Genomic DNA, 24,198 nt, shown 5'->3' with positions numbered 1-24,198 from the left:
TCTCAGTGATGCTTGCTTTACGAGTGGTGGACCTCGAGAGAGCTATATTTTTGTCGAGATTGCATAGCCAAAAGCAAAGGCTATAGCGAGGAAAGGTAAGCATAAAATAAAACGCTTTTATCGAAGAGATTAAGCGGGGAGTTCAGTATTGACACTTCTTTGCAATGCAAATTACAAGGCTCGTGGAATTTACAAACCACTGTGCTGAAGCCTTCTGATCCAGTCAGGAAAAGTAGAAGGCTTAGGAGAGCCCTATGCTTGCGAAACGAGGTTGGTCAGCATTCTTTGCCATTATCTGGATTTTTGTTCTGCTACTAAGCACGACGACCAGCCATGCTCAAGTGAGCTACTCGACGACGTGGGTGGGCAACTCATATTCCACCATTCCCACATACGTGGGGAACGCGATGCGGTCCATGTGGGTGTCTCCAGAGGGAGTCATCTATACTTCGTCTGCCTGGGACGAAAGTCAGGGAAGCATCAATATTTACCGGAACGGCCAAAAATCTGGCACTATTGCCGCCCATGGGGAAACTCAAGGAGGAGCGATTAGCGGCGATGCAACCGATATCTTCGCTGCGTTGCAATTCAACACCAGCCTCGGCGGGAGTGGGTATATTGGCCGATACAATCGGAACACCGGTATGCGGGACCTGACATGGTCAGCGAGTTTGGACACGACGGAACGGCGCGCGGATGTAATTACGGGGATCGCCGACACAGGCACCCTCGTCTATGTCAGCGATCATCCTGACAACCTCGTGCGGTGCTACACGACCGCTGGGGTGTGGCAATCGGATTGGAGCCTCACTGATCCCGGCGCGATTGCGGTCGACGGATCGGGCAACATATGGGTTGCTCAGAAAAACGAGGGTACAATTCAGGAATTTTCCCCATCAGGCAACACGCTGACCACAATCAACATGGGGTCCAGCTCGCGACCTTCGGCATTGTACTTTGATAGCGCCCATAACCAGTTGATGGTCGGCGATCAGGGGCCAAACATGAATATTCAGATCTACGGAAATCTGTCGAGTGCTCCGGCTCTAGTAAGTACTTTCGGTGTGCAAGGCGGATATCTGGATACAACCACAGGAGTCAAGGGGCAAACCGGGAGCAAGCGTTTCACGCGCGTAGTCGGTGTTGGGAAAGATAACTCTGGAAATCTCTACGTTTTGAATAACCCCTGGGGAGGAACCTGGGACCTGGGAAGAAATGGGAAGACCGATCTTCATGCTTACAACAGCTCCGGTGTACTGCAGTACACATTGCAAGCACTGAACTTCGAAGGCAATGCTGCTTTCGATCCCGGTACGGATGGAGCCAACTTGTATGGAGGTCAAGATGTTTTTGCCGGTACAGGCGGGGGTGGATACGTTGGGAATAGCGTCGACGCGCTCGACTATCCGACGGACCCACGCGTCGACATAACGAACAATAGCCGCGGATTCGATTTTGGCATCATGACCAGCGTCAGCGGTCATCGAATCCTCGCATCCACTGGCCAGAATCCTGATCTTTTCATATTCTCCTATTTCCCCACTAACCAATATGCGTCTATTCCGTTTGGGACTTTGCCGGGCCAGTCCAGTCCAGCGGGCTATACGAACTACTTCAATACTCTAGCCCGGGTTCGAAACGGATTTTGCCTCGACACGAACGGAGACATTTGGGTTGGGCTGGACAAGACCAACGCGATCACCCATTATCCGCTGACCGGCTTTGACGCAAATGGCGTCCCGATCTACGGAACGCCGACAACGACGCCGACGCCGTCAACCATCGCCCCCCTGGGTGGTATTGAGTACATCCCGTCCACAGACACCATGATCCTGATGAACGCGCTATCGACCGATTGGACCTCGTTGGGCGGCAGGGTCGAGGTGTACCACGGTTGGAAAGCAGGCAACACGACCACGCCGAACCAGGTCATTAATCTGAAGACCACCCAGAACCCGAAGGGCAGGGCAGCGGCGGGTAATTATCTGTTCATCTCGTATGTCCATACCGTACCCGATATCGATGCCTATAACCTCACGACTGGCGCCAATGACCTAACGATGACCAGTGCAGATCCCAACGTAGCGGTGGGCAACGATGTTGATTCAATGTACGGTATCCGGGCTTATCAAACGAGTAATGGCGACTATCTGATCAGCAAGGACAACTACAACAATAACTCGATCATCATCCACAGGATGACAGTCGTGCCGACCGCGGACTTCAGCGTTTCCGCCACGCCGAGTTCGCAGACGGTAGCACAGGGGAGCAACACTACCTATACAACAACGATCAGTCCTCTAAACGGGTTCAGCGACACGGTGAGCCTGACCGCGAACGGATTGCCTGCCGGCACGACGGCGAGCTTTATCCCCGCGTCGGCCGTAAACCCGAAGACCTGGGCTCTAATGGTCGCGACCGCGACGACGACTGCACCGGGAACGTATACAGTGACGATCACGGGCACGAGCGGTACTTTGTCGCACTTAACCACGGTGACATTGGTCGTGTCTGGGCCGCCAGACTTTAGCATGTCAGCGAGCCCGAGTTCTCAGACGCTGACGCCGGGCAATAGCACTACCTACACGACATCGATCAGTGCGCTAAGCGGCTTCACTGGCACGGTGAATCTAGGTGTGAGCGGATTGCCCGTCGGCGCGACGGCAAGCTTTAATCCCACATCGGTCGCTGGTTCGGGAAATTCGATGCTAACCATCTCAACTGCGACTACGATACCAGCGGGAACCTACACGCTGACGATCACGGGCACCAGCGGCGCTCTGTCGCACTCGACAACGGTGACATTGGTTGTGTCGACGCCGGACTTCAGCATTTCGACAACGCCGAGTTTGCAGACCATGACACAGGGGAACAACACTACCTACATAACATCGATCAGCGCTCTAAGTGGCTTTACCGGAATGGTGAACCTGAGTGTGAGCGGATTGCCTACCGGGGCGACGGCAAGCTTCACCCCAACGTCCATTACTGGTTCGGGTAGTTCGACTCTGACGGTCTCGACAGCGTTGACAACTCCTGCTGGGACCTACACACTGACAATCACCGGCGCCAGCGGCAGCTTGTCACACTCGACGACAGTGACTCTAATAGTCAATGCAGCGACAGGTGGTCTGCCATCAGGTTGGGCGGATCAGGATGTGGGAAGCGTGAGCGTCGCCGGCAGTATCAGTTACATCAATGGCACGTTCACGGTGAACGGTTCCGGGAGCAGTATTAGCGGCACAGCGGACCAATTCAACTATGCATACCAGGCCGCTGGCACGAGTTATACGATCACTGCTCGAGTCGTGAGTATGACCAACACCAACAGCGGAGCTCAGGCGGGTGTGATGATTCGCGAGACACTCGATGCCGGCTCGACGATGGCGAACATCAACGTGACACCGTCGAATGGCGTTACCTGGGTCTATCGTACGGCCACCAGCGGGACCACGAGCGGAAGCAGAACATCCGGTCTTGTAGCGCCTTATTGGGTTCGTGTTATACGCAACGGCAACACTTTCACGGGTTACTTTTCGTCGGATGGAACGAACTGGACACAGCAGGGCACCGTCAGCATCTCGATGGCCAACAACGCGTATATCGGGCTGGTCGTCAGCAGTCGGAACAGCTCCCAGCTATGTACCGCGACCTTCGATAATGTGTCCATCACCACGCCCTAAGGAAGGCGGAAGGAGAATCATCTTAGCTGCCGCTAATGAATAGCGACAGCCGAGTATTAAAGCTCATAACCTCAAATACAGGAGCTGGAACTCTGATGCGTCCCAAAGAAGAGGACGCGCTACAGCAGAGCTTCATACTCATCATTCAGCTGATACTAGTAGGCAGCTGTGCTGCAACCTAGTCTTCTCTTTGTTGCACTCCGAGGTGTCTATACCTAACGTTCGCAATTCAAGAGCCTGCGGATGATGTTTAGTGCTCCTGCTCCAGCGCGGACGTTGAAGCGCTATCATCCTTTAGCGCGATTCCGGTAGCACCGATGAGCCGTGCCTGCGACAACAAATGCAGCAGGCGAAAGGCGGCTTGCTCATAACTCAATCCTGCCAGCCGGATATTCGAAATGCAATTTCTCTCAGCATCCAGTCGCCCGATCTTTGGCTGATAGGTCAGATAGGCTCCAAGGCTATCGGCCGCCTTAAGACCAGGCCGTTCGCCAATCAACATCAGGACTGCCTTTGCTTTTCGCAGTTGCCCGATCTCGTCTCCGAGCGCCACTCGCGCCTGGGTTGCGATGATGACGGTATCCAGTTGCCAGCTTACGAGCCCGTCGCGCAACCGCTTGAGAAGCGGCAGAGCATGCAGTTTCGGGGCAAGGGCTGAAAGGCCGTCGGCCACGACTACAGTCAACCTGTCATTCTCCGCTGCGCCATTCTCCTGCAGCGTGGCTGCACAATCAGTTTGGAGCGTACGCCCCAGGTCAGGCCTGCGCAGGTACTCCGAGCGATTGCTGGCGCGGCTTCCCACCATAGCGCAGGGAAAGCCTTCCTGCACGAACCGCTCTCGCAGCGCCCCGGCGTCCAATGGCATGTAGATCGCATCGCGCGCCAACGCGTGGTCGCGGTTGAACTCGAGCACCTCGAAGGTTCGCATGCTTGCCCCTGCGCGACCCATTGCGATACGTGCAGAGGTCCACTGCGTAAGCGCACGCCAGGGTTCGAGCTTTGCGGGCTTATCGTTCAACTCGCACTCCGCAGAGTATCCGCAGGCAGCAGGCGCTCCAGCGAGGCAGCCGAGAGCGTAAAGTCGCCCCTTGCATCGATGATCTGCATTGTCCTCAGCCACTCCTCGAACTCTGGCGCTCGCTTCAGTCCAAGCACGCTTCGAAGGTACAACACGTCATGGAACGACGTGCTCTGGTAATTCAGCATAATATCGTCTGCCCCGGGGACGCCAATGATAAAGTTCACTCCAGCAACTCCAAGCAGCGTCAGCAGTGTATCCATGTCATCCTGGTCGGCCTCGGCATGGTTCGTGTAGCAGACGTCGCAGCCCATCGGCAATCCAAGCAGCTTACCGCAGAAGTGGTCTTCCAGGCCGGCGCGTATGATCTGCTTGCTGTCGAACAGATATTCCGGACCGATAAAGCCGACGACAGTATTCACCAATAGCGGCCGACAAAACCGCGCCACGGCATAAGCCCGTGCCTCGCAAGTCTGCTGGTCCACGCCGAAGCTGGCACTTGCCGAGAGAGCGCTCCCCTGTCCTGTCTCGAAGTACATGCATTCCGTGCCGACAGTGCCGCGATGCAGCGATAGTGCCGCATCTTCAGCTTCCTTCAGCAGACCGAGCGTAACGCCAAAACTGGCATTTGCCTTCTCGCTTCCCGCAATTGACTGAAACACCAAATCCACCGGAGCATTCTGGCGAATCGCTTCGATCGTATTGGTAATATGAGTGAGCACGCAGCTCTGTATCGGAGCGTCGAACCGAGTGCGGAAGTCATCCAGCAGACGCAGCAGGCCCATCGCGGAGCTAATGCTGTCTGTCGCCGGATTAATGCCGATTACGGCATCGCCGCAGCCATAGAGAATACCGTCGATCACAGATGCGAGGATCCCTTTTGGGTCGTCGACTGGATGATTCGGCTGTAGGCGAACGGACATCGTGCCGGGCAGACCGATCGTCGTCCGAAACCTCGTCACCACGCGCATTCTGCTTGCTGCGAGTACAAGATCCTGGTTGCGCATCAGTTTGGAGACTGCGGCGGCCATCTCCGGCGTTACGCCGCGGCTTACATTTTTCAGCGCCTCGGGGTTCTGTGTTTGCTCCAGCAGCCAGTCGCGAAACTCTCCCACGGTAAGGTGCGCGATTGGGGCAAACGCCTCGCCATCATGCGTGTCCATGATCAGGCGCGTAACGTCGTCCTCTTCGTAAGGAATTACCGCTTCGTTCAGAAAGTGCTTCAACGGTACATCGGCGAGAGCGAAGCGAGCGGCTGCGCGCTCAATCTCCGACTGCGCTGCAACACCGGCGAGCTCGTCTCCCGATCGTGCAGGCGTCGCTCTGGCAAGCAGAGTCTTCAGGTCGTCGAAACGATAGGTGGAGCCCCCGATGGTATGTGCAAAGGACATCTTCTTTCCTCACTCAGCGACTGCGCGCCGTGTGAGCCGCAGTAGAACATATCCGGCACCCACAACGCAGCAGAAGACCGCGGAAATTACCCGGTTGTAATAAACGACGCTGGCAAGGCATACGAAGACTCCAAGCAGCGTCCATATAGGAGAGAAGGGGTAGAGCCGCGCCCGAAACGGTCTTTCGAGCTGGGGCTCGGTCTTTCGCAGCCGGAAGAGCGCGAGCATGCTTACGGCATACATTACCAGAGCGCCAAGCACGGACATGACGACGATGTTCGCGGTCAGCGGCTGCCCGCCGAATGTAATCCACCGATCACTATAGATTGCTGCAATGCCTACAATACCGCCGGCAAGAATCGCAACCCACGGTGTTTGCAACCTGGGATGAATATGACTGAAGACCGAGGGCAGATAGCCGGAGCGTGCCAGAGCAAAGATCTGTCGCGAGTAGCCGAAGATGATACCGTGCAGCGAGGCGATCAGTCCAAACAGTCCAAGCCACACTAGCATGTGTAGCCATCCGCTCGAAGGCCCGACGATGATCTTCATAGCCTGCGGCAGAGGATCGTTGATATTCGAGAGCGCGTTCCAGTTGCCAACGCCGCCTGCAAACAGCATAACGCCGATCGCAAGTGCAAGCAGAGTGCAGATGCCGGCGATGTAAGCGATAGGAATAGAGTGTGAAGGCCGCTTCGCCTCTTCGGCGGCCATCGCTACACCTTCAATAGCAAGGAAGAACCAGATGGCAAACGGAACTGCCGCAAACATGCCGTGTAGCGAGCCTGCAGTGAAGTGATTCTGTCCCGCCCATCCGCCTGCTGTGAAGTTGCGGATGTGAAAGCCGGGTGCGACCACGGCCATGAAGACCAAAAGCTCGATGATGGCAAGAATGGTAATGAACAGCTCGAAGCTTGCGGCAATTTTTACGCCGATGATATTGATCGCCATAAAGAGCAGATATGCCAGAACAGCAGCGTGCCTGGGCGACAGGGCAGGGAACTGTACGTTAAGGTATGCTCCAATTGCCAGTGCGATGGCGGGCGGCGCAAAGACGAACTCGATCAGAGTGGCCACGCCGGCGAGGTACCCGCCGAACTCTCCAAAGGCGCGCTCGGCATAGGCAAATGGCCCTCCGGCATTTGGAATTGCTGTCGTCAGTTCGGTGAAGCTGAAGATGAATGCGGTGTACATGGTGGCGACCAGGAAGGTCGTCGCCAGAAATCCGAGTGTGCCTGCGCTTGCCCAGCCGTAACTCCAGCCAAAGTACTCGCCTGAGATAACCAGTCCAACCGCGATTCCCCATAACTGCCAGGTATTCAGTGTTGCTTTCAGGTGCGAGTTGTCGTCCAAGATATCTCCTGCGACCATTATGCTCACGCTCTGCGTGTTGCGTTATCAAAAAATTGGCAAGCTCGTCCAGGATTGCTGCATCGAAAATGATGCAGCAATGCTTTTCAGTTGTCTTTCGTTACGTTTTGTGTGGCATCGTCCGATCCTGAAGCCTGCGCTTTCGGCAGACACTCTGTGCACAGCAGAATCGTTTTGATGAGTTCCATCGCTTTTACATCTACAAACGACCTCACGAAGCGCTCGGCCACGAAACACCAGGAAGTCATGCAATTTAGCAACAGTTGAGAGCCTGTGAGTGCGCAACCGAACTACATGCTGTATCCAATTTTAACCGAATACAATTTGCCAGATTTTTGTTCTTCCATCTTTCCTGTGGACATTCCAATGGAGTGCTGTTAGCTTCTTTGCAGTGTCCAAAGGAGTATCCGTGAGTGGCGAAAAATCCGAAGTTTTGCAAGGTACGCTGGATCTCATGATTCTGAAAACCCTCCATGCGCTTGGCTCCTTGCACGGATTTGGGATTGCCCGTCGCATTGAGCAGTTGAGCGAAGAGGTGCTGACGCTGAACGAAGGTACCGTATATACCTCCTTGCTACGCCTTCAACAACAAGGATGGATCGTATCGGAGTGGGGGACTTCGGAGAACAACCGCAAGGCAAAGTTCTACTCCATCACCAAGCGTGGGGTGAAGCAGCTGGCAATTGAGACCGAGAACTGGGAGCGCATCTCGGGAGTCATCGACCGCGTATTAGGCCAGGAAGGGCTAAGTTGACGATATTTTCCCGATTTCACGTCTTCGCAGCAAAGCTCAGCGGATTGTTCAGACTGCGGAAAGCAGATCGCGAATCCGACGACGAGATGCGGCTGCACCTGCAGTTGCTCACGGAGCGATTCATTCGCCAAGGTATGTGTCCCGAAGACGCTGCTTCGGCGGCGCGCCGTCAATTTGGTAATACGACCCTCTTGCAGCAAGGTCAGAGAGAGATGCGCGCGATCATGTCTCTTTCCACTCTTGGACGCGATCTCCGCTTCAGTATGCGTCAGCTCCGCCGTAATCCAACTCTTACCATCGTCGCCATCACTTCGCTTGGTCTAGGCATCGGTGCCAACACCGCCATCTTCACGGTCGCAAAAAAAGTTCTCTTCGACACCCTGCCCGTAAAAGACCCAAAACAACTCCGCATGCTCACTTGGATCGCAGGCCACGATCAGAAGGTCCCACTCGTCTGGGGTGACGCTTTCTCCAATGCTAGTGGCGAGCGCGTCAGCTCATCGTTCTCCTATCCCGTCTTCCAGGAATTGCGTAAGCAGACCGATGCCTTCCAGTACCTCTTCGCCTTCAAAGACGTCCAGATGACCGCCTCCGTTGACGGTGACCCTGACCTCATCTCCGCCGAATTCGTTAGCGGCGATACCTTTAATGCACTCGGCGTCCAGCCCGTACTTGGCCGCACCCTTACACCCGCCGACGACACCGCCCCCAGCCCGGTCGCCGTCATTAGTGAAGCCTACTGGACTACGCACTTCGCCCGTTCTTCTTCCGTGCTTGGCAAAACTATCTCGCTCAATGGCATCCCTACCACCATCGTCGGTATTGCTCAAGGCAGCTTCACGGGTCTGCAGATAGACACCATCACACAAGTCTTCGTTCCCCTCACGATGCAGCCGCTATTGCTGCCGCGCTCGCAAAACGGCAGCACCTCTTTGCTCGATAATCCGCAGTCATGGTGGCTGCTCGTCATGGCACGCTTGCGTCCCGACATCTCCGAGGGCCGCGCGCAAGCAGAGCTTGATGCCGTCCTGCGACCGGCTGCAACCGCGGGCATGCCCGACGGCAACACTCCCACCCAGTTTCATCTCCAGTTTCAGCCCGGCGATCGCGGCCTCGACTACCTGAAGGGCGCGTTTGCCAAGCCCTCCTACATACTGCTCTTACTCGCCGGCCTCGTACTTCTGCTCGCCTGCGTCAACATGGCAAACCTGCTGCTCGCCCGCGCCTCTGCCCGCGAGCGCGAGGTCAGCACCCGCCTCGCACTGGGGGCAGGCCGCGTAGGCATTGTGCGCCAGATGCTCATCGAAAGCCTGCTGCTCTCCTCACTCGGAGGTGCCGCCGGTCTGCTCGTTGGCTATTTCGGTCGAAACCTCATCCCGCACCTCCTCGCAAAATCCTGGCGCCCAGAGACAATGCGGCTTGACTTCGATGGCCGCGTCGTCGCCTTTATCGTTGGGGTCTCGCTCGCAACTGGAATTCTTTTCGGTCTCGCTCCCGCATGGCAGGCAACACGCACAAACGTCAACTGTGGTCTCAAGGACACAACCCACGTCACCTCCAGCCGGCAAAAAATAGGTCTCGGCAAAGGACTTGTCATCTTCCAGATTGCACTCTCGGCAATTCTGCTTATCGGCGCCGGGCTTTTCGTACGGACTCTCGTCAATCTCAGCCACACTCCGCTTGGCTTCCAGCCGGACAACATCCTTCTCTTCCGACTCGATCCCCCGAGAACTCGCTATACCGGCCCGCAAAGCACTGCGCTCTATCGCCAGCTCGAAGAAAAATTGACCGCCCTCCCTGGCGTTCGCTCGGTCTCATTGAGCACAATCGCCATCGTCGGTGACGGCTACTCAGGTTCCACCTTCCACGTCTCCGGTCGCCCTATCGTTAAGGGTGAAGGTCGCATCCAGATGAACGTCGTCGGCACCGACTTCCTGGCTACCCTTGGTATTCCCATCATGCACGGCCGCGGATTCGACGTGCACGACACTCAGACCTCACCCATGGTCGCGGTCATCAATCAAACCCTTGCCCAGAAATACTTTCCCAACCTGGATCCGCTCGGCCAGACCTTCGAGAGCGAAGATTCAAGCGGCCCCATCCAGATCGTCGGCATCGCTGCCGACACTCGCTACGCCAATCTTCGTTCCACCACGCCACCGCTCTTCTATCTTCCCTATCAGCAGCACGCCGATGATGTAGGCCGCATGGTCGTTGAGCTTCGTACCTTCGCCGATCCCACCGGCATCGTGAATCAGGTCCGAGCCGCCGTCGCCTCACTTGATCCAAACCTGCCCCTCATTGAAGTCCGCACCATGACCCAGCAAATCGACTCCAGTCTTTCTAATGAACGTATCTTCGCACGCCTCACCGCAGGCTTCGGTCTGCTTGCCCTCCTTCTCGCCAGCATCGGTATCTACGGCATCATGGCCTACACGGTAGCCCGCCGTGCTAGCGAGATCGGCATCCGTATGGCTCTCGGAGCCCGCACAGACCAAGTCCTCTGCATGGTACTCCGCGAGGCGTCGTGGATGGCTTTGGCAGGGGTCGCGATAGGCATAAGTGGGGCGCTATGGTTGGGGCGCCTCCTGAGCGCGATGCTGTACGGATTGAAGCCTTCAGACCCTCTAACATTGATAACCGCTGCGGCGTTGCTGATTATCATCGCTCTGCTGGCCGCGCTTGGCCCTGCGCGACGCGCATCGCGTATTGATCCCATCCGTGCTCTGCGGCATGAATGAGGCAGGCACAGCCTCAACATCATGTAGCGATCTCAAGCGTATCGTGCACAGAGAAACTACGAATTTTGTAAATGTAAAAATACAGCAGCTAAGGCTGGTGGAGGCGGCGAGAGTCGAACTTTTCCACAAGGCCTAGTTTCTGTATCTACAGATTCTATGATGGGAAGAACGTGCCGAAAAGGTCGACAATGCCGGAGTAATCGTACGCGTATCGTACACAAGATGATGGACGGAATCCTGCCGCCTCAAGCAATGTTGATGCAATTGTATGGACGTTTTCCTTGAATAGCGACAGCGAGTATAACGCTCATAGCGTTGGGCGCGCGGTCCGCTGAAGATGCCGACCGGCATCATGCAGAGATACTGCAAGTTTCGTGACAGATCCAAGTAGAGACAGCATCTACTGGAGATTCATTTTGCATGCAAACTTATTTTTTTCCTTGAAAGCTGTCTTTCCGCTCCGATAAATTGACTGCCGCGCAATAAGCAACAAAATCTAGTACGCGCAATCAAGAACGCTCGAAATCATTTTAGGAGAATGGGATATGTGTGCCGTACATCTCACGCGGGTTGCGCTCACTGCTGTGGCCCTGCTTGCCAGCCCTACATTATTATGCTCGCAGATGCAAACGTATACACCGACGCATCTCCGGGCCGATGGAATCACGCCGCCGCAAACCCTTGCTGGTAATGTTCTGAAGGCATCACCAGAAAATCCAGACTGTAGCCATCTCAGCTTTGGCCCTCATCTCACTCAAACCCCCGACAGCACTTTGGAAAGCTATGTTTTCCTCTTCAACATGCACGTCGTCCCTGATAACGATCGCTGTTCCGCTACCGATCGTCAGCGGTTGGAGATGAAGACCGAAGGTGCTTCAAATCCAACGCCCTATCAGAACTACATCGTGGGCCATCTTGGCGAGACGGTCGTTCATCGCTGGAGATTCATGTTGCCTTCAGGGTTTCAGCCGTCATACAGTTTCACCCACATTCATCAGATTAAGGCCTTCGATGGCGATGACGGTGCGCCTCTCATCACTCTAACTCCTCGTTTTGGCACGCCAAACACGATACAGCTGCTACTGGTTACCTCAACCATCGCCAGTCCTCCAGCTCAGACCATCACACTCGCGCAAGTTCCGCTCGACCCTTTCCTTGGTCAATGGGTCGAAGCGTACGAGAGAATTACCTATGGTCATACTCTGGAAGAGGGCGCAACAACCCCTGGCCAGTACTCTCTCGTAATCAACCGGCTCAGTGATGGCGCCACTCTCTTGTCTTATTCGAATAACGATATCGACATGTGGCGTGTCGGAACTACGGTGATCCGGCCGAAGTGGGGAATCTACCGCAGCCTCGATAATGCGCAACAGCTTCGCGACGAGCAGGTGCGCTTCAATAACTTCTGCATCGCCAAAGTGCCCGATGACTGCGCCAGCGAATCTACCCTTCCAGATTTCTCTCTGACCTCGACTCCTGTGTCAACCGCTGTTGCTCCTGGAAGCGCGATCTCTTATGCTTTAAACCTTGCACCGCTTAATGGCTTCAATCAAAACGTCAACCTAGGCCTCGCCGGATCGAATGTAGTTCCCGGCTCGTCCAATACCTCGGCGGCCACCAATCTCACCGGACTTCCGGCGGCTGCTTCTGCAACGTTCAGCTCTCCGGCCGTCGCTGGCGGATCTGGTACGTCCACTCTGACCATCGCGACATCCTCCGCTACGCCTCCGGGCAGCTACACACTCGTCGTCAATGGACTCAGCGCCGATGGCTACCTCTCTCATGTCATCACCCTTCCACTTGTGGTCAGCGGAACTCCCGGAGACGTCAACGGCAATGGTGCCGTCGATTGCAGTGATCAGGCAACCGTACGAGCCGCCTTCGGCAAAAAGGTCGGGCAGGCAGGATATAACCCCAGCGCCGACTTCAACGGAGACGGTTTCGTTAACGTGCTTGATCTACAATTCGTCGTCCAGCGTCTGCCAGCCGGCACCACCTGCCAGTAGACGACACAAACAAACACTCAGGAGATCTTTGCAATGAAATCAAAAAAAATCCTTCTACTCGCAGCCGCACTCATCTTCTCGGGACACACAGCCTTCGCCGATGCCGTGCTCTCGGTGATTTACCTTCCGAACTCGCTTACCGTAGGCCAGCAATTTACCGTCAGCATCGATGTTACTGGTCCCACCGTGAGCCACAGCGGCCAGACCTTTCCATCCGATGTCGCCGATCTGGATGCCTTCCAATTCGATCTCGCCTTCAACTGCGCTGTTGCGGGGGGCAATTCCACCAGTTGCGCTCCTGGAAGCAACATTCTTAGTGCGCTCTCCGTCACAGAAGGGAGCTTCCTTCCGAATGGCGGTTTGAATCCTACCTTCTTTGAGCCTGGAGCCATCGACAACTCCACTGGTCTGATCTCGCTCATCGGCGATGTAGGAGCCTCTGGCGTAACCGGCAGCGGGACCCTCGTCAATATCACTTTTCAAGCGCTCCAGGCCGGAACAACCAGTATCGCAATCCTCGCCAACAACGACCTGCAGTTCTACGATTCCAATGGAAATCCGATCGTAATCGACGATTCCGTTACAACCTCACCCAGCAAAGACACCTTCCCCACCAACCAATCTCTCTCTACTACGGTAACTGTCGCTCCAGTCCCTGAGCCGCCTTCAGGACAACTTCTCCTCCTAGGTGGATCTATCTTTCTACTCGGCTTATCTCTGCCGAGACATCACATCCAATAACTGCTCTTTTATCAGCTTTCGATTTCAGAAGGAGGCCCGATCGTTTAGACTGGGCCTTCGGAGCTTTAGGGTGTCGCCCCCGTACTTTTCTGGGTTTTTATCGGTATCGTTGAATTTTCAATTAGACATGCAGGCAGAAAAGGTCTAGTCTTTCGGTATTCAAGAAAACTGAACGTGTATACCGATGCCTGCCTCACATCTCGTGTCCGATAATCCGGTTGCATCTCTTCTCTGCAGCGGGACATCCCTGTCTCTTGTTCAGTTTTTTCTCTGTTGCGGTTGTTGAGTTTCTTCCAGCTGAAGATCCATCGATCCTGATGCAGCCCCGCTACGCTGCCTGAGCCGATCTTCACTCCATTGATCCGAATGCTTATCCACCCGACGCGCACGTTAGCGCGCCGATGCACTCGTTTTTCTATTCAATGAGGTTCTGCAATGAAGATGGTTTATCGTATCCTCTTTGCTTTTCTATTCTCCTTTGTCATGGTGTCGCAGAGCTTTGCACAGCAAACCGGAATCTCCGGTAGAGTGACAGATTCACAGGGAGCAGTGATCGCAGGTGCAGCGGTTGAGGTTCGTCAGGTTGGCGGCGCATCGTTTACGACAAAGACGACAGATGCAGGAACATACCTGATTCCGTCTTTGGTCGCCGGCGATTATGTGGTTACGGTGTCCGCTTCGGGGTTTGGATCGGTGCGGACGAAGGTGACGATGCTGGTGGGCCAGACGCCGGATATCCAGACGGTACTACCTCTGGCCAGCACGAACGATACGGTCGTGGTGCGCGCAGACGATGTTGCGGTGGATACAACATCGTCGACTGTGGCGGGCAATATTACGCCGGACGACGTGAAGGATATGCCGATCAACGGACGTAACTATATGGAGCTGGCGCAACTCGTTCCAGGCGTTCGCGTCAATGCAATTACGAACGATACGCCGCTCGGCAATGCGAATTCTGGAAAATTTCAGATCAACCTGGATGGATTGCAGGTGACGCAGGATACGGCGGATGCGAGCTTTGGGCAGCCGCGTTTTTCGCCGGACGCGATCTCGCAGTTTCAGATCATTACGAACCGGTTCGACGCAACGCTGGGGCGCTCGTCGGGTGTGTATGTGAATGTGCAGTCGAAGACGGGATCGGATACGATTCATGGCTCGGTGTTTGGGTACTTCCGCAATGATGCGTTCAATGCAGCTGATCCGATTGCACACACGGTGACGGCGCTGTCGGACCAGCAATTTGGCGGAACGTTCGGTGGGCCGATCAAGAAAAACAAGCTTTGGTACTTCGGATCGTATGAAGGTGAGCACCAGACATCGAGCGTCCCGGATACGCCGGTTGCGACGAACCAGACAATCGTGGCTCCGCAGACGATTACGGTGAATGAGTACCTGGGGAGAGGAGACTGGCAGCCAACGCAGAAGGACCGTCTATTCCTGCGTGGCAACGGTTTCACCTTCAAGAACGATAATGTAGTCTCGTCCGGCAACACGGATCCTTCAAGCTTCTATTATGCGACGCGTATGAATTATGGTTTCCTCGCTGACTGGGATCGCCAGATCAGCCCGAAACTGGTGAACGATCTGCACGGAGGGCTCAGCCACTTTGAGTGGCAGAACCTGCCCAAGTACGCGACGATTGCAATAACGTTTTCAGGGGTGACGAATCGTCCGGATGGATCATCGGGCGGTGCGCTGACGATTGGCGGACCGTATAACTATCCGCAGATTTTTTATCAGAACGTGCAGCAGTATCGCGATGATGTGTACTACCTGACGGGCAAGCATTCGATCAAGGCTGGCATCGAGTACATGCACACCTCGCATACCGGGTACTTCCAGCAGAATGTGCGCGGCACGGTAGGTGCGGCCAACTGTCTGCCTGTGAACTATAAGCTGGCATTTCCGAATGGCACGACGGATCCATCGAGTTGGAATTACACAGAGTTAAACAGAGCGTGCGCGCAGGCGACTTTTACGCAGGGAGCGGGCAACTTCAATGTGGATATTCCGCGTAATCAGATTGCGTTCTGGGTGCAGGACGATTGGAAGCTACTGGCGAAGCTAACTGTGAATTTAGGTGTTCGTTACGACAACGACATTGGCGCATTTGCGCCGAGCCTTAAGCTAAATAACGGCCTGCTTACGCCAAAGACTGGTGACAATAATAATTTTGCTCCGCGCGTGGGATTCAACTACGACCTGTTCGGGAGCGGGCGCACGGTGATCCGTGGTGGAGCTGGTATTTACTTCGCCGATATCTCAGCGAACCAGACGATCGATATGCAGATCTTCAACGGAGTGGCATCGCAGCAAAACTCGGTGACAGGTACGGCTGCGTCGCCGCTGAATCTGCAGAATCCGTTTCCGAGCAACATAACGACTCCACGGCAGGCTGTGCAGCCATTGGGGCCGAATGTGGTGACTCCGTGGTCGCTGCAAATGACGCTCGGTGTACAGCAGCAACTTGATCGTAAGACAGTGGTATCAGCCGATTATGTTCATACGCGTGTGTACAGCGAGTGGGTGAGATTGAACGCGAACCTGATTCAGAATCCTAACAATCCACAATTCAATCTGAGCCCGAGCGTGCCATATGTGGTTGGTACTGCGCTAAACTGCCCCAGCGGGGGGGTTACGCCGGACGCAAATCCTCTAGCCGGCAGGCCGAATGTATGTGCGGCCGCCTTTACGAACGTGAATCAATTCTTTACGCCGAGCAATGCGGGATCCATCTACGATGGGTTGCAGCTAGGCGTCAGGCACTCTTTATCGCATGGCTTTGTAGGTGGTGTGGCGTACACGTACTCGCGGTACAAGAACAATACGGAGTCCCCGTTCTATTACCCGAACAAACCGTTTGTGAATGGCCTGCATGACGAATGGGCAAATGCTCAAGATGATCAACGGCATACGCTGACAGTAAATGGCAACTATGAGTGGAAGTATGGACTGTCGTTATCAGGGCTATTCCACTATGGTTCCGGCAACGCCTTCCCGACAACGGTAGGCACAGGACAGCCAACAGGTTATGCTCCAAGCTACAACCGTACATTTGGAGCGAGTGTAGCACCTGTTCCATACACAGCAGCGGGTAATCCGGTTACGTCAACTACATGCGCATTGACGGCAACAAACTGTGTCCGTGTATACAACAATCCAAGCAATAACTATTTGGATAGTGCCACCGGCTATTGGATGACCAAACGCGATGCCTTCTATGGGCGTAATGTCTATCGGACCGATACGCGTTTGCAGGAGCGCCATAAGTTCGGCGATCGATATGCGGGGGTAGTGGCTGTTGAGGCTTTCAATATTTTGAATCACTCGAACTATGGCAGCTATGTTTCAACAGTGACTGCCAGCAACTATGGAACACCAACTCAGACAACTGCTGCAGCTACGGGTGTGCCGGTGGAGTGGCGCCCGCGGTCGTTGCAATTCCTTGCTCGATTTGAGTTCTAAAAGAGCGATAGTGTAATTGTTTAATCAATCGGATTGGATTTCGATCTTTCAGCTTAACGACGTGCAGTGATTTGGATCGCTGCGCGTCCATCTTTGAGGAGACTCCATGCGTCGTGTTTCACTCTGCCTGAATTTGCCGGTTGCCATTGCTTTGTTCTCTGCCGTAGCGTTTGCTGCGTCCCCGGTCACGAAGACAATTACGGTGAACGAAGGCACGGATATGCAGGTAACTGTATCGCCTGATCGCAAGACGATCCTTGCTGATATTCAAGGGCTGATCTTTTCGATTCCAGCTTCAGGGGGGACGGGGAAGCAGCTAACACAGCCGGTGCAGGAGGCATCGCATCCTGACTGGTCTTCGAAAGGAGACCTGGTGGCACTGCAGTGCTATGCCGGGGGCACATTTCACATCTGGACGATGAAGCCCAATGGCAGCGGGCTAAAACGGGTGACGACAGGGCATGGTGATGATCGGGAGCCTCGGCTCTCGCCTGATGGAACGACCATTGCATTCTCTTCCGATCGTGCTTTTAAAGGCTCATATGATATCTGGACCGTAAAGATAGACGGTAGCGATCTGAAGCAGATCACGAACTCAGCGGCGGACGAGTATGAGCCGAACTGGTCGCATGATGGGAAGCGGCTGGTCTTTGTTTCGGGGACAGGCATACAGGCTAGGTCGATCGAGATGGCGGACCTGGGTACGGGGCAGCACACGACGATCGCTTCGGTCGATCCAATGAAGGCACGTGTCAATGTGCCGAGTTTTTCACCTGATGATTCACAAATCGCTTATGTGCAATTCGATGGTACGGGACTTTTTCTGAATAAGAGCCACCTTGTAGTTGCTTCATCGATGGTGACAACGACACCGGTATATACAGGAAAGTCGGACGACGCCTTTCCATTTCCTGCGACGTGGTTATCGACTTCGGAGCTGATCTATACAGGGGGAGGTAAGATTCTTCGCGCAAACCTTGCAGCGGGAACGGAGACGGCAATTCCGTTTACGGCAGCAATTCCGAATATCCGTCCGCAGTATCCGCACAAGCACTATGACTTCGATGAAACTTCATCACATGCGGTGAAAGGTATCTATGCTCCGGTGCTCTCTCCTGATGGCAAGCAGGTTGCGTTTGTTGCGCTCAATCAACTCTATCTGATGACAATTGGGCAGGCTCCTGTCGCACTGACGCATGATGCGTTTTACAAGCAAGGGCCAATGTTTTCGGCTGATGGTAAGTGGCTGGTATATGTTTCTGATCGTGACGGGATCGAGAATGTCTACGTCCACGATATGTCGAGTGTGAATACGACAGGAGACAAGCGCATTGCGCCGAGTGAGAGCGCACAGATTATGCCCGCATGGTCTCCTGATGGGAAACAGATTGCGTTTCAGGATCAAACAGGAGCAACGCTGTTGGCCGATGTGGCTACGGGCAAGATATCCCAGCTTGCTCCTTCGACGTTCTTTCCTGGACGCGCTGCGTTTGCTCCCAAGGGCAACACGGTTGCCATCGCTACGATCAACCCTTACACGAAGAGATTTCGTGAGGGCACAAGTGATTTTCTGATGGTGGACGTCGCCACGAAGGCTACGAAGTTTTACTCGCCGTCGCCTTATGAGTCGGTAACGACGCGCACGGAGGATGGGCCGATCTATGCACCGAATGGGAAGGAGATCGCATTTGTCTTTCGCGATCTTCTGTATACGATGCCGGTGGATGCGAATGGGCATCCGTCTGGGCCAGCGGCGAAGCTGAATGATGAGACGACGGATGCGCCTACATGGTCAGGTGATTCGTCGAGAATTCTGTATCTGTCGAATGGCAAGTTGCGACTGATCGAGCGCGCGACCGGTAAGATTACGCCGGTGCCCGTCGATCTGACGTACGCACAGGCGAAGCCGCAGCAGAAGCTGTTGATCCATGCAGGCAGGTTCTGGAAGGGGAGCGGGGCGGAGGAACTGAAAGACGTCGATGTTCTGATTACAGACAATCGGATTACAAGCGTGAAGCCACACTCGCCGACTCCTCCTGAAGGTGTGACGAAGACGATTGAAGCGCTGGACTCGACCGTGATGCCCGGGTTGTTTGAGAACCACGTGCATGCCGATTCGGACAATGGCATCTACTATGGCGACCGTATGGGACGCCTGTGGCTGATCTACGGCATTACCGAGCTGCGCGGCATTGCCGACAACGCGTATCGGGCACTGGAGCATAAGGAGTCATACATTGCCGGGGCAGCTACAGGGCCGCGCATCTTTACAACAGGTGAGGCGGTAGACGGCGAGCGCGTGTACTACCCTATGATGATTGCGACGACGTCAGAGGAGCAGCTACATCGTGAGTTCGACCGACTGAAGGCGTTGGACTTCGATTTTGTGAAGCTCTATGTGCGTCTACCGTATGGGTGGGCGAAAGAAGGTATTGAATACGCGCATTCAGAAATGGGAGTGGAGACGGCGTCGCACTATCTGCTGCCTGCGGTTGCGCTGGGCGAGGATGGCATGAGTCATCTTTCGGCTACGGCTCGTACAGGCTGGGCGTATTCGCGCTCGTTGACGGGCCGCTCGTATGGCGATGTGCAGAAGCTACTGGCGGAGTCGGGGATGTGGACGATTTCCACGACATTTTCGCAGGCACCGTATGCAGATGACCCGGGGATGGCAACCGATCCGCGACAGAGTGTGGCTCCGCCATGGGAGAACAAGCGTCTGCGTACAGCCGTTGAGACGGCGACACACACGGATATCGCACCGATGATCGATCACCTGAAGGATGAAGAGGCTGTGGTATCGGGAACATATCGCAAGGGAGGAATAATTCTGGCGGGTACGGACTCGCCACTGGATATTCCTGCGACCAGTCTGCACTTGAACCTGCGTGCGCAGGTGAAATATGGGCATATGGAGCCGTGGCAGGCGCTGGAGACGGCAACGAGTCTTCCGGCGAAGGCGTACGGGCTGACAAAGGATCTGGGAACACTTGAACCAGGGCGTCTCGCCGATCTGATTATTGTTGCAGGCGATCCGCTGAAAAATATCGACGATGTTGCACGTGTCCAATGTGTGGCGAAGAACGGCAAGCTTGAATCGGTTGCTTCGATCATGGCTCCGTTTGCAAAGTCTGGCATTGGAGAGAGTATCTGCCCAATGCACTGAGGCCAGCCTGATGGGCTTACGATGGAGCTGAGGGACACAAATGAGACGCTTTCTTGCGAAAGCTTACGTTTTTGTTTTGTCTTTGATTATTCGGGCAATCCTGTCCACGATCCGTTGGCTTTTGATGGACGGTAATCCGCTTGAGGTTCTGGGTGGGTGTTGTTGTGATCCATCCCGCGCGAATACAAAACCAGAAGAAGCCGGTCAACCGTTCCTGCTTCTTCTTCTTTGCCAGCCCACCATCTTTCCATGTTGTACGGAATGACTGAATGGCTCGAAGGTCGATTTCGCGCAGCAGAGTATAGCCCTCAGCCTTAGCCCAACTCAGAAACTGCTTTTGAAGATCGTTTCAAGCTTCGCGAGTGTCGAGTCCGCGAGCTCACGGGCCGTTGCATCCGCTAGGTACTCATCGACGGCCTGCTGAAGCGTCGTCGGAGCCTCCTTCACGGGAGGGGGAGCTTTGGGGTCATCTGCGGATTCGATCTCTTGCGCGAGTCCCTGTGCCCGTTCCCAACTTGCGGTGTGAAGGCTGCGCCGGATATAGGTGTTGTTGACCGTACCCTCCACCCACATGGGGCAAGAGCAATGTTTCCAGCAACGATCATCGCATTTCGAGCAACGCTTGAGATGGCGGCGATACAGCGTCAACATCATGTAGCGATCTCAAGCGTATCGTGTACAAAAGCTACGAATTTTGCAAATGCAAAAAGTACGCAGTTAAGTCTGGTGGAGGCGGCGGGAGTCGAACTTTTCCATAAGGCCTAGTTTCTGTATCTTACAGATTCTATGACGGGAAGAACGTGCCGAAAGGTCGACAATGCCGGAGTAATCGTACGCGTATCGTACACGAAATCCTGCCGCCCCCCCAGCAACGCTAATGCAAATGTATGGACGTTTCCGTGAATAGCGACAGCAAGTATTAAAGCTCATAGCGTCGATTTCGTTGCCATAAAAGCTCTCGACGTATTTTGCCTCGCACTTGAGAAGAGTAGATAGTTGGTCAAAAAATACATCAATATTGATTGATGCAAAATCGGCTCCCACGATGGCTAATAGCGAGGCGGTAGTTGCACAGGCATCGAATGCAAGATCGCATAAGCCCACTCTTCATTTAATACAAGGGTATCTATGTTCAATCCCTCACTCCGCCCCACACGGTACTCTTTGTCCGCAGGGGTTCCTGAATTCGAGAGGTAGGACATGTCGGATGGGACCGATCAGTTCATCCGATGAATCGGACAAGATTTGCAAATGATACCGTGTGACCGTTCTTCCCGAGCGAACGATGAGGCAATATAGCTACGCAGTCAAGCGCAACGGAAAGAACAACAACTCCGTGTGCTAATTCCGACGCTACAACCCTCTCCATCTTGATTGCCCCTTGCGGAAGATAAGTCTGTCGTTGCACATCGCGTCAGTACGTTAGCTCTAGGAGAAAATTATGAATCTGCGAAGCTTAGGAAGAACCGGTCATCGGTTACGAAAATATTTTGCGTCATTAACCGCACTCTCACTCTGGATTCTTGTTCTGATCAACACCTCCAGCGCTCAAGACGTTGCACCCCTGGGAACGCCATATCGCTGGTCGCAGAATAGCTCCCCTACTTCAAATGGACACAGGAGTTCTGCTTCCGGTCTTAATGTGATCGGCAACGCCAACGACATAGCCTTAGACCCGAACGGAGGTGACTCACTGGACGCATATGAGGCCGGTGGCGTGATCTGGTCGAGCCCGCGGCAACTTAAGAGCATCGCCTTTGTAAATGGCTCGTGGTCTAGCAGTACTACCGACGGGGTTTTTTGTGCGAATCTATCGTTGCAAACCACGACTGACGGAGTCACCTGGACGGTATCTAACTGGACGGTATCTCCGTCGTATAGTTACGACTCAAGCGGCGCATCTTTGCAAACTTATACCTTCTCGGGCACAGAGGCCATCACAGTCCTTGGAATACGCATCAGTGGGCAAGTGCACTGTGCGGACTCCGGATCGTGGATTGAGAACATGCGCGAAATTGTCGCCAATGGTCCAGGCCCACAAACGATCTGGACTCCGTCCACAGTGCCTGCAACTCCTGACGTGAATGATTACACCGGCGCTGTTAACCTTGGTGTACGCTTTCAATCTGCTAGCGCGGGCACCATCAGCGGTATTCGTTTTTATAAGACGACGACGAATACAGGCACACACACAGCAACTCTGTACGATAACACTGGTACCGTTCTTGCTCAGGCTACCTTCAGCAATGAGACGGGATCCGGCTGGCAAGAGGTGGACTTCCCTCCGGTGAACATCGCTGCAAATACCACCTATGTCGCGGCTTACCATACGACGAACGGGCATTACTCAGTCAATAGCAGCTACTTCAACTCCAGCTTCTCCAATGGTCAGCAATTGACAGCGCTTGCAAATGGAACCGATGGCTCCAATGGGGTTTACCTCTATGGCGACAGCGTCGCCTTTCCGACACAAACCTACAATGAGAACAATTACTGGGTTGACGTGGTATTCAATATACCCGGTGGAATACCTCCCTGGGCGGCAAGCAACCTTCAAGGTCAGGCAATCAGTTCGGAGCGAGCGAAGCTAACCTGGACAGCAAGTCCCGATGATCCAACCGGTGTCGGCTATTACGTCTATCGAAATGCTGTTCTTGCAGGAACGACAAGCGGAACTTCATATATCGACATTGGCCTCTCCTCAAACACGGCGTACGCCTACTCTGTCGTAGCGTTCAACGGCTACGGTCAGTCGGCGACAACAAGCAGTACTTCCGTGACGACGCCGAACAATTACATGCCGGCCAATCTGGTTAATTTCTTTCCGGTTGGCCCAGATAGCCAGCCAACTTCGCTTCTGTCTGCCTGGGCAGCCCGCGGAGCCAATGCATTGATTCGGACGCCGCAAGGTCTCAGCACCACGGACTGGACCACCTGGAACACTACCGCTGATTCACTGGGATTCAAATATATTCGGGACCCCGATCCCACCACTCCGGCAAACGACATTGGCAAGCCAAATCTGCTTGCCTGGCATCAGGCAGACGAACCTGAAACTTCAAGTCCGGTGATCTCTGCAAGCGCAATCGTGAATCAGTACAACTCGTGGAAGCAAGTTGATCCAACACGCGCCGTTTCTCTCAACTTCAATGGGGGATCTTTAATCGACCAGCAGGGAGGGTATTGTGACCTCACTTGCTATGCGTCTTATCTTCAAGGTGCAGATTGGGCTATGAGCGATATCTATCCTGTTTCGGGCTGGAATCAGCCGAACAGTTTAGCTTGGGTAGGCCAATCCGTTGATACTCTCTACAGCCTGGCTCCTAACAAACCAATCATGCAGTTCATCGAGGTCGCGTACCAGAACCTCCCCTGGTGCGGCCAATCTTGCCAAGCTCCAACTCCGGAACAGTTTCGCGGAGAGTTCTGGGATGCCATCATCCATGGTGCGCGAGGCGTCTTCATCTTTCCCGAACAACCTTACAATCCATTCATCTTCGACAATACGACACCCAGCATGGATGCCGAAATAACAACACAATTTAATACGGCCAAGACCCTTGGGAGTGTCCTTCAAGGCACAATCAATCCCATTGGAATGGCTGCAACGGTATCGTCACCACTTGAGGTTTCGTGGCGAAACTACAACGGTCATCAGTACATCTTTGTGCTCAATGCTTCGTACAACGCGAAGAGTGGGCAGACGATCGTTCTTACCGGAATAGGTTCGGCAACCCAGGCGACGGTGTATGGCGAATCCCGCACGGTTCCGATCTCGAGCGGTGTGATCACAGATGACTTCGGACCTCACGCAATACACATCTACCAAATCAACTAAACCTACCTACAAATCTAACTA

The 24,198-nt window shown here is 54.3% G+C and carries 12 protein-coding genes; 8 read left to right on the top strand and 4 right to left on the bottom strand.

The window, feature by feature from the left end:
- Positions 1-254 precede the first annotated feature (254 nt).
- Complete coding sequence (locus KFE13_RS04210) at positions 255-3,683, top strand: SMP-30/gluconolactonase/LRE family protein (RefSeq protein ID WP_260705928.1); 3,429 nt, start codon at positions 255-257, stop codon at positions 3,681-3,683.
- Between the two features lie 250 nt (positions 3,684-3,933).
- Here the strand turns inward: KFE13_RS04210 and eutC are convergent, their stop codons facing one another.
- The 3 genes from eutC to eat are packed head-to-tail and all read right to left on the bottom strand — an operon-like array spanning position 3,934 to position 7,445.
- On the bottom strand, positions 3,934-4,701 hold the full coding sequence (eutC, locus tag KFE13_RS04205) for an ethanolamine ammonia-lyase subunit EutC (protein WP_260705927.1): 768 nt from the start codon (positions 4,699-4,701) through the stop codon (positions 3,934-3,936).
- Positions 4,698-6,092, bottom strand: a complete 1,395-nt coding sequence (locus KFE13_RS04200; protein WP_260705926.1) for an ethanolamine ammonia-lyase subunit EutB — start codon at positions 6,090-6,092, stop codon at positions 4,698-4,700. The genes eutC and KFE13_RS04200 overlap by 4 nt, the downstream gene beginning before the upstream one ends.
- A 9-nt stretch (positions 6,093-6,101) precedes the next feature.
- Positions 6,102-7,445, bottom strand: coding sequence for an ethanolamine permease (gene eat / locus KFE13_RS04195; RefSeq protein WP_260705925.1), 1,344 nt, complete (start codon positions 7,443-7,445; stop codon positions 6,102-6,104).
- A gap of 427 nt (positions 7,446-7,872) precedes the next feature.
- On the opposite strand from eat, the gene KFE13_RS04190 reads away from it, so the two are divergent.
- The 6 genes from KFE13_RS04190 to KFE13_RS04165 all read left to right on the top strand — a co-directional run bounded on the left by KFE13_RS04190 (position 7,873) and on the right by KFE13_RS04165 (position 20,339).
- Positions 7,873-8,217: a PadR family transcriptional regulator gene (locus tag KFE13_RS04190; protein ID WP_260705924.1), complete on the top strand. Its 345-nt coding sequence runs from the start codon at positions 7,873-7,875 to the stop codon at positions 8,215-8,217.
- Positions 8,214-10,958: an ABC transporter permease gene (locus KFE13_RS04185; RefSeq protein ID WP_260705923.1), complete on the top strand. Its 2,745-nt coding sequence runs from the start codon at positions 8,214-8,216 to the stop codon at positions 10,956-10,958. Before KFE13_RS04190 ends, KFE13_RS04185 begins: the two co-directional genes overlap by 4 nt.
- Positions 10,959-11,503: 545 nt before the next feature.
- Positions 11,504-12,964: a dockerin type I domain-containing protein gene (locus KFE13_RS04180; protein ID WP_260705922.1), complete on the top strand. Its 1,461-nt coding sequence runs from the start codon at positions 11,504-11,506 to the stop codon at positions 12,962-12,964.
- Positions 12,965-12,997: 33 nt separating this feature from the next.
- Positions 12,998-13,705 (top strand): cohesin domain-containing protein, encoded by a 708-nt coding sequence (locus tag KFE13_RS04175; RefSeq protein WP_260705921.1) that lies wholly within the window; start codon positions 12,998-13,000, stop codon positions 13,703-13,705.
- 435 nt (positions 13,706-14,140) lie between these two features.
- Positions 14,141-17,173: a TonB-dependent receptor gene (locus KFE13_RS04170; RefSeq protein ID WP_260705920.1), complete on the top strand. Its 3,033-nt coding sequence runs from the start codon at positions 14,141-14,143 to the stop codon at positions 17,171-17,173.
- A 106-nt stretch (positions 17,174-17,279) separates the two neighbouring features.
- Positions 17,280-20,339 carry an amidohydrolase family protein gene (locus KFE13_RS04165; protein ID WP_260705919.1) on the top strand — a complete coding sequence of 1,020 codons (3,060 nt, stop codon included), beginning with the start codon at positions 17,280-17,282 and terminating at the stop codon, positions 20,337-20,339.
- Positions 20,340-20,663: 324 nt separating this feature from the next.
- On the opposite strand, the gene KFE13_RS04160 is transcribed toward KFE13_RS04165, so the two are convergent.
- Positions 20,664-20,912 (bottom strand): hypothetical protein, encoded by a 249-nt coding sequence (locus KFE13_RS04160; protein WP_260705918.1) that lies wholly within the window; start codon positions 20,910-20,912, stop codon positions 20,664-20,666.
- Positions 20,913-22,344: 1,432 nt separating this feature from the next.
- Here KFE13_RS04160 and KFE13_RS04155 point away from each other — a divergent pair.
- Positions 22,345-24,177 carry a DUF4082 domain-containing protein gene (locus tag KFE13_RS04155; RefSeq protein ID WP_260705917.1) on the top strand — a complete coding sequence of 611 codons (1,833 nt, stop codon included), beginning with the start codon at positions 22,345-22,347 and terminating at the stop codon, positions 24,175-24,177.
- The last annotated feature ends 21 nt before the right edge of the window (positions 24,178-24,198 follow it).

It is taken from the genome of Edaphobacter flagellatus (genome assembly GCF_025264665.1).
In the GTDB taxonomy this organism is placed as follows: domain Bacteria; phylum Acidobacteriota; class Terriglobia; order Terriglobales; family Acidobacteriaceae; genus Edaphobacter; species Edaphobacter flagellatus.
Note: the sequence above shows the minus strand (reverse complement) of the source record. Positions and strands in the feature narration are given on the sequence as shown.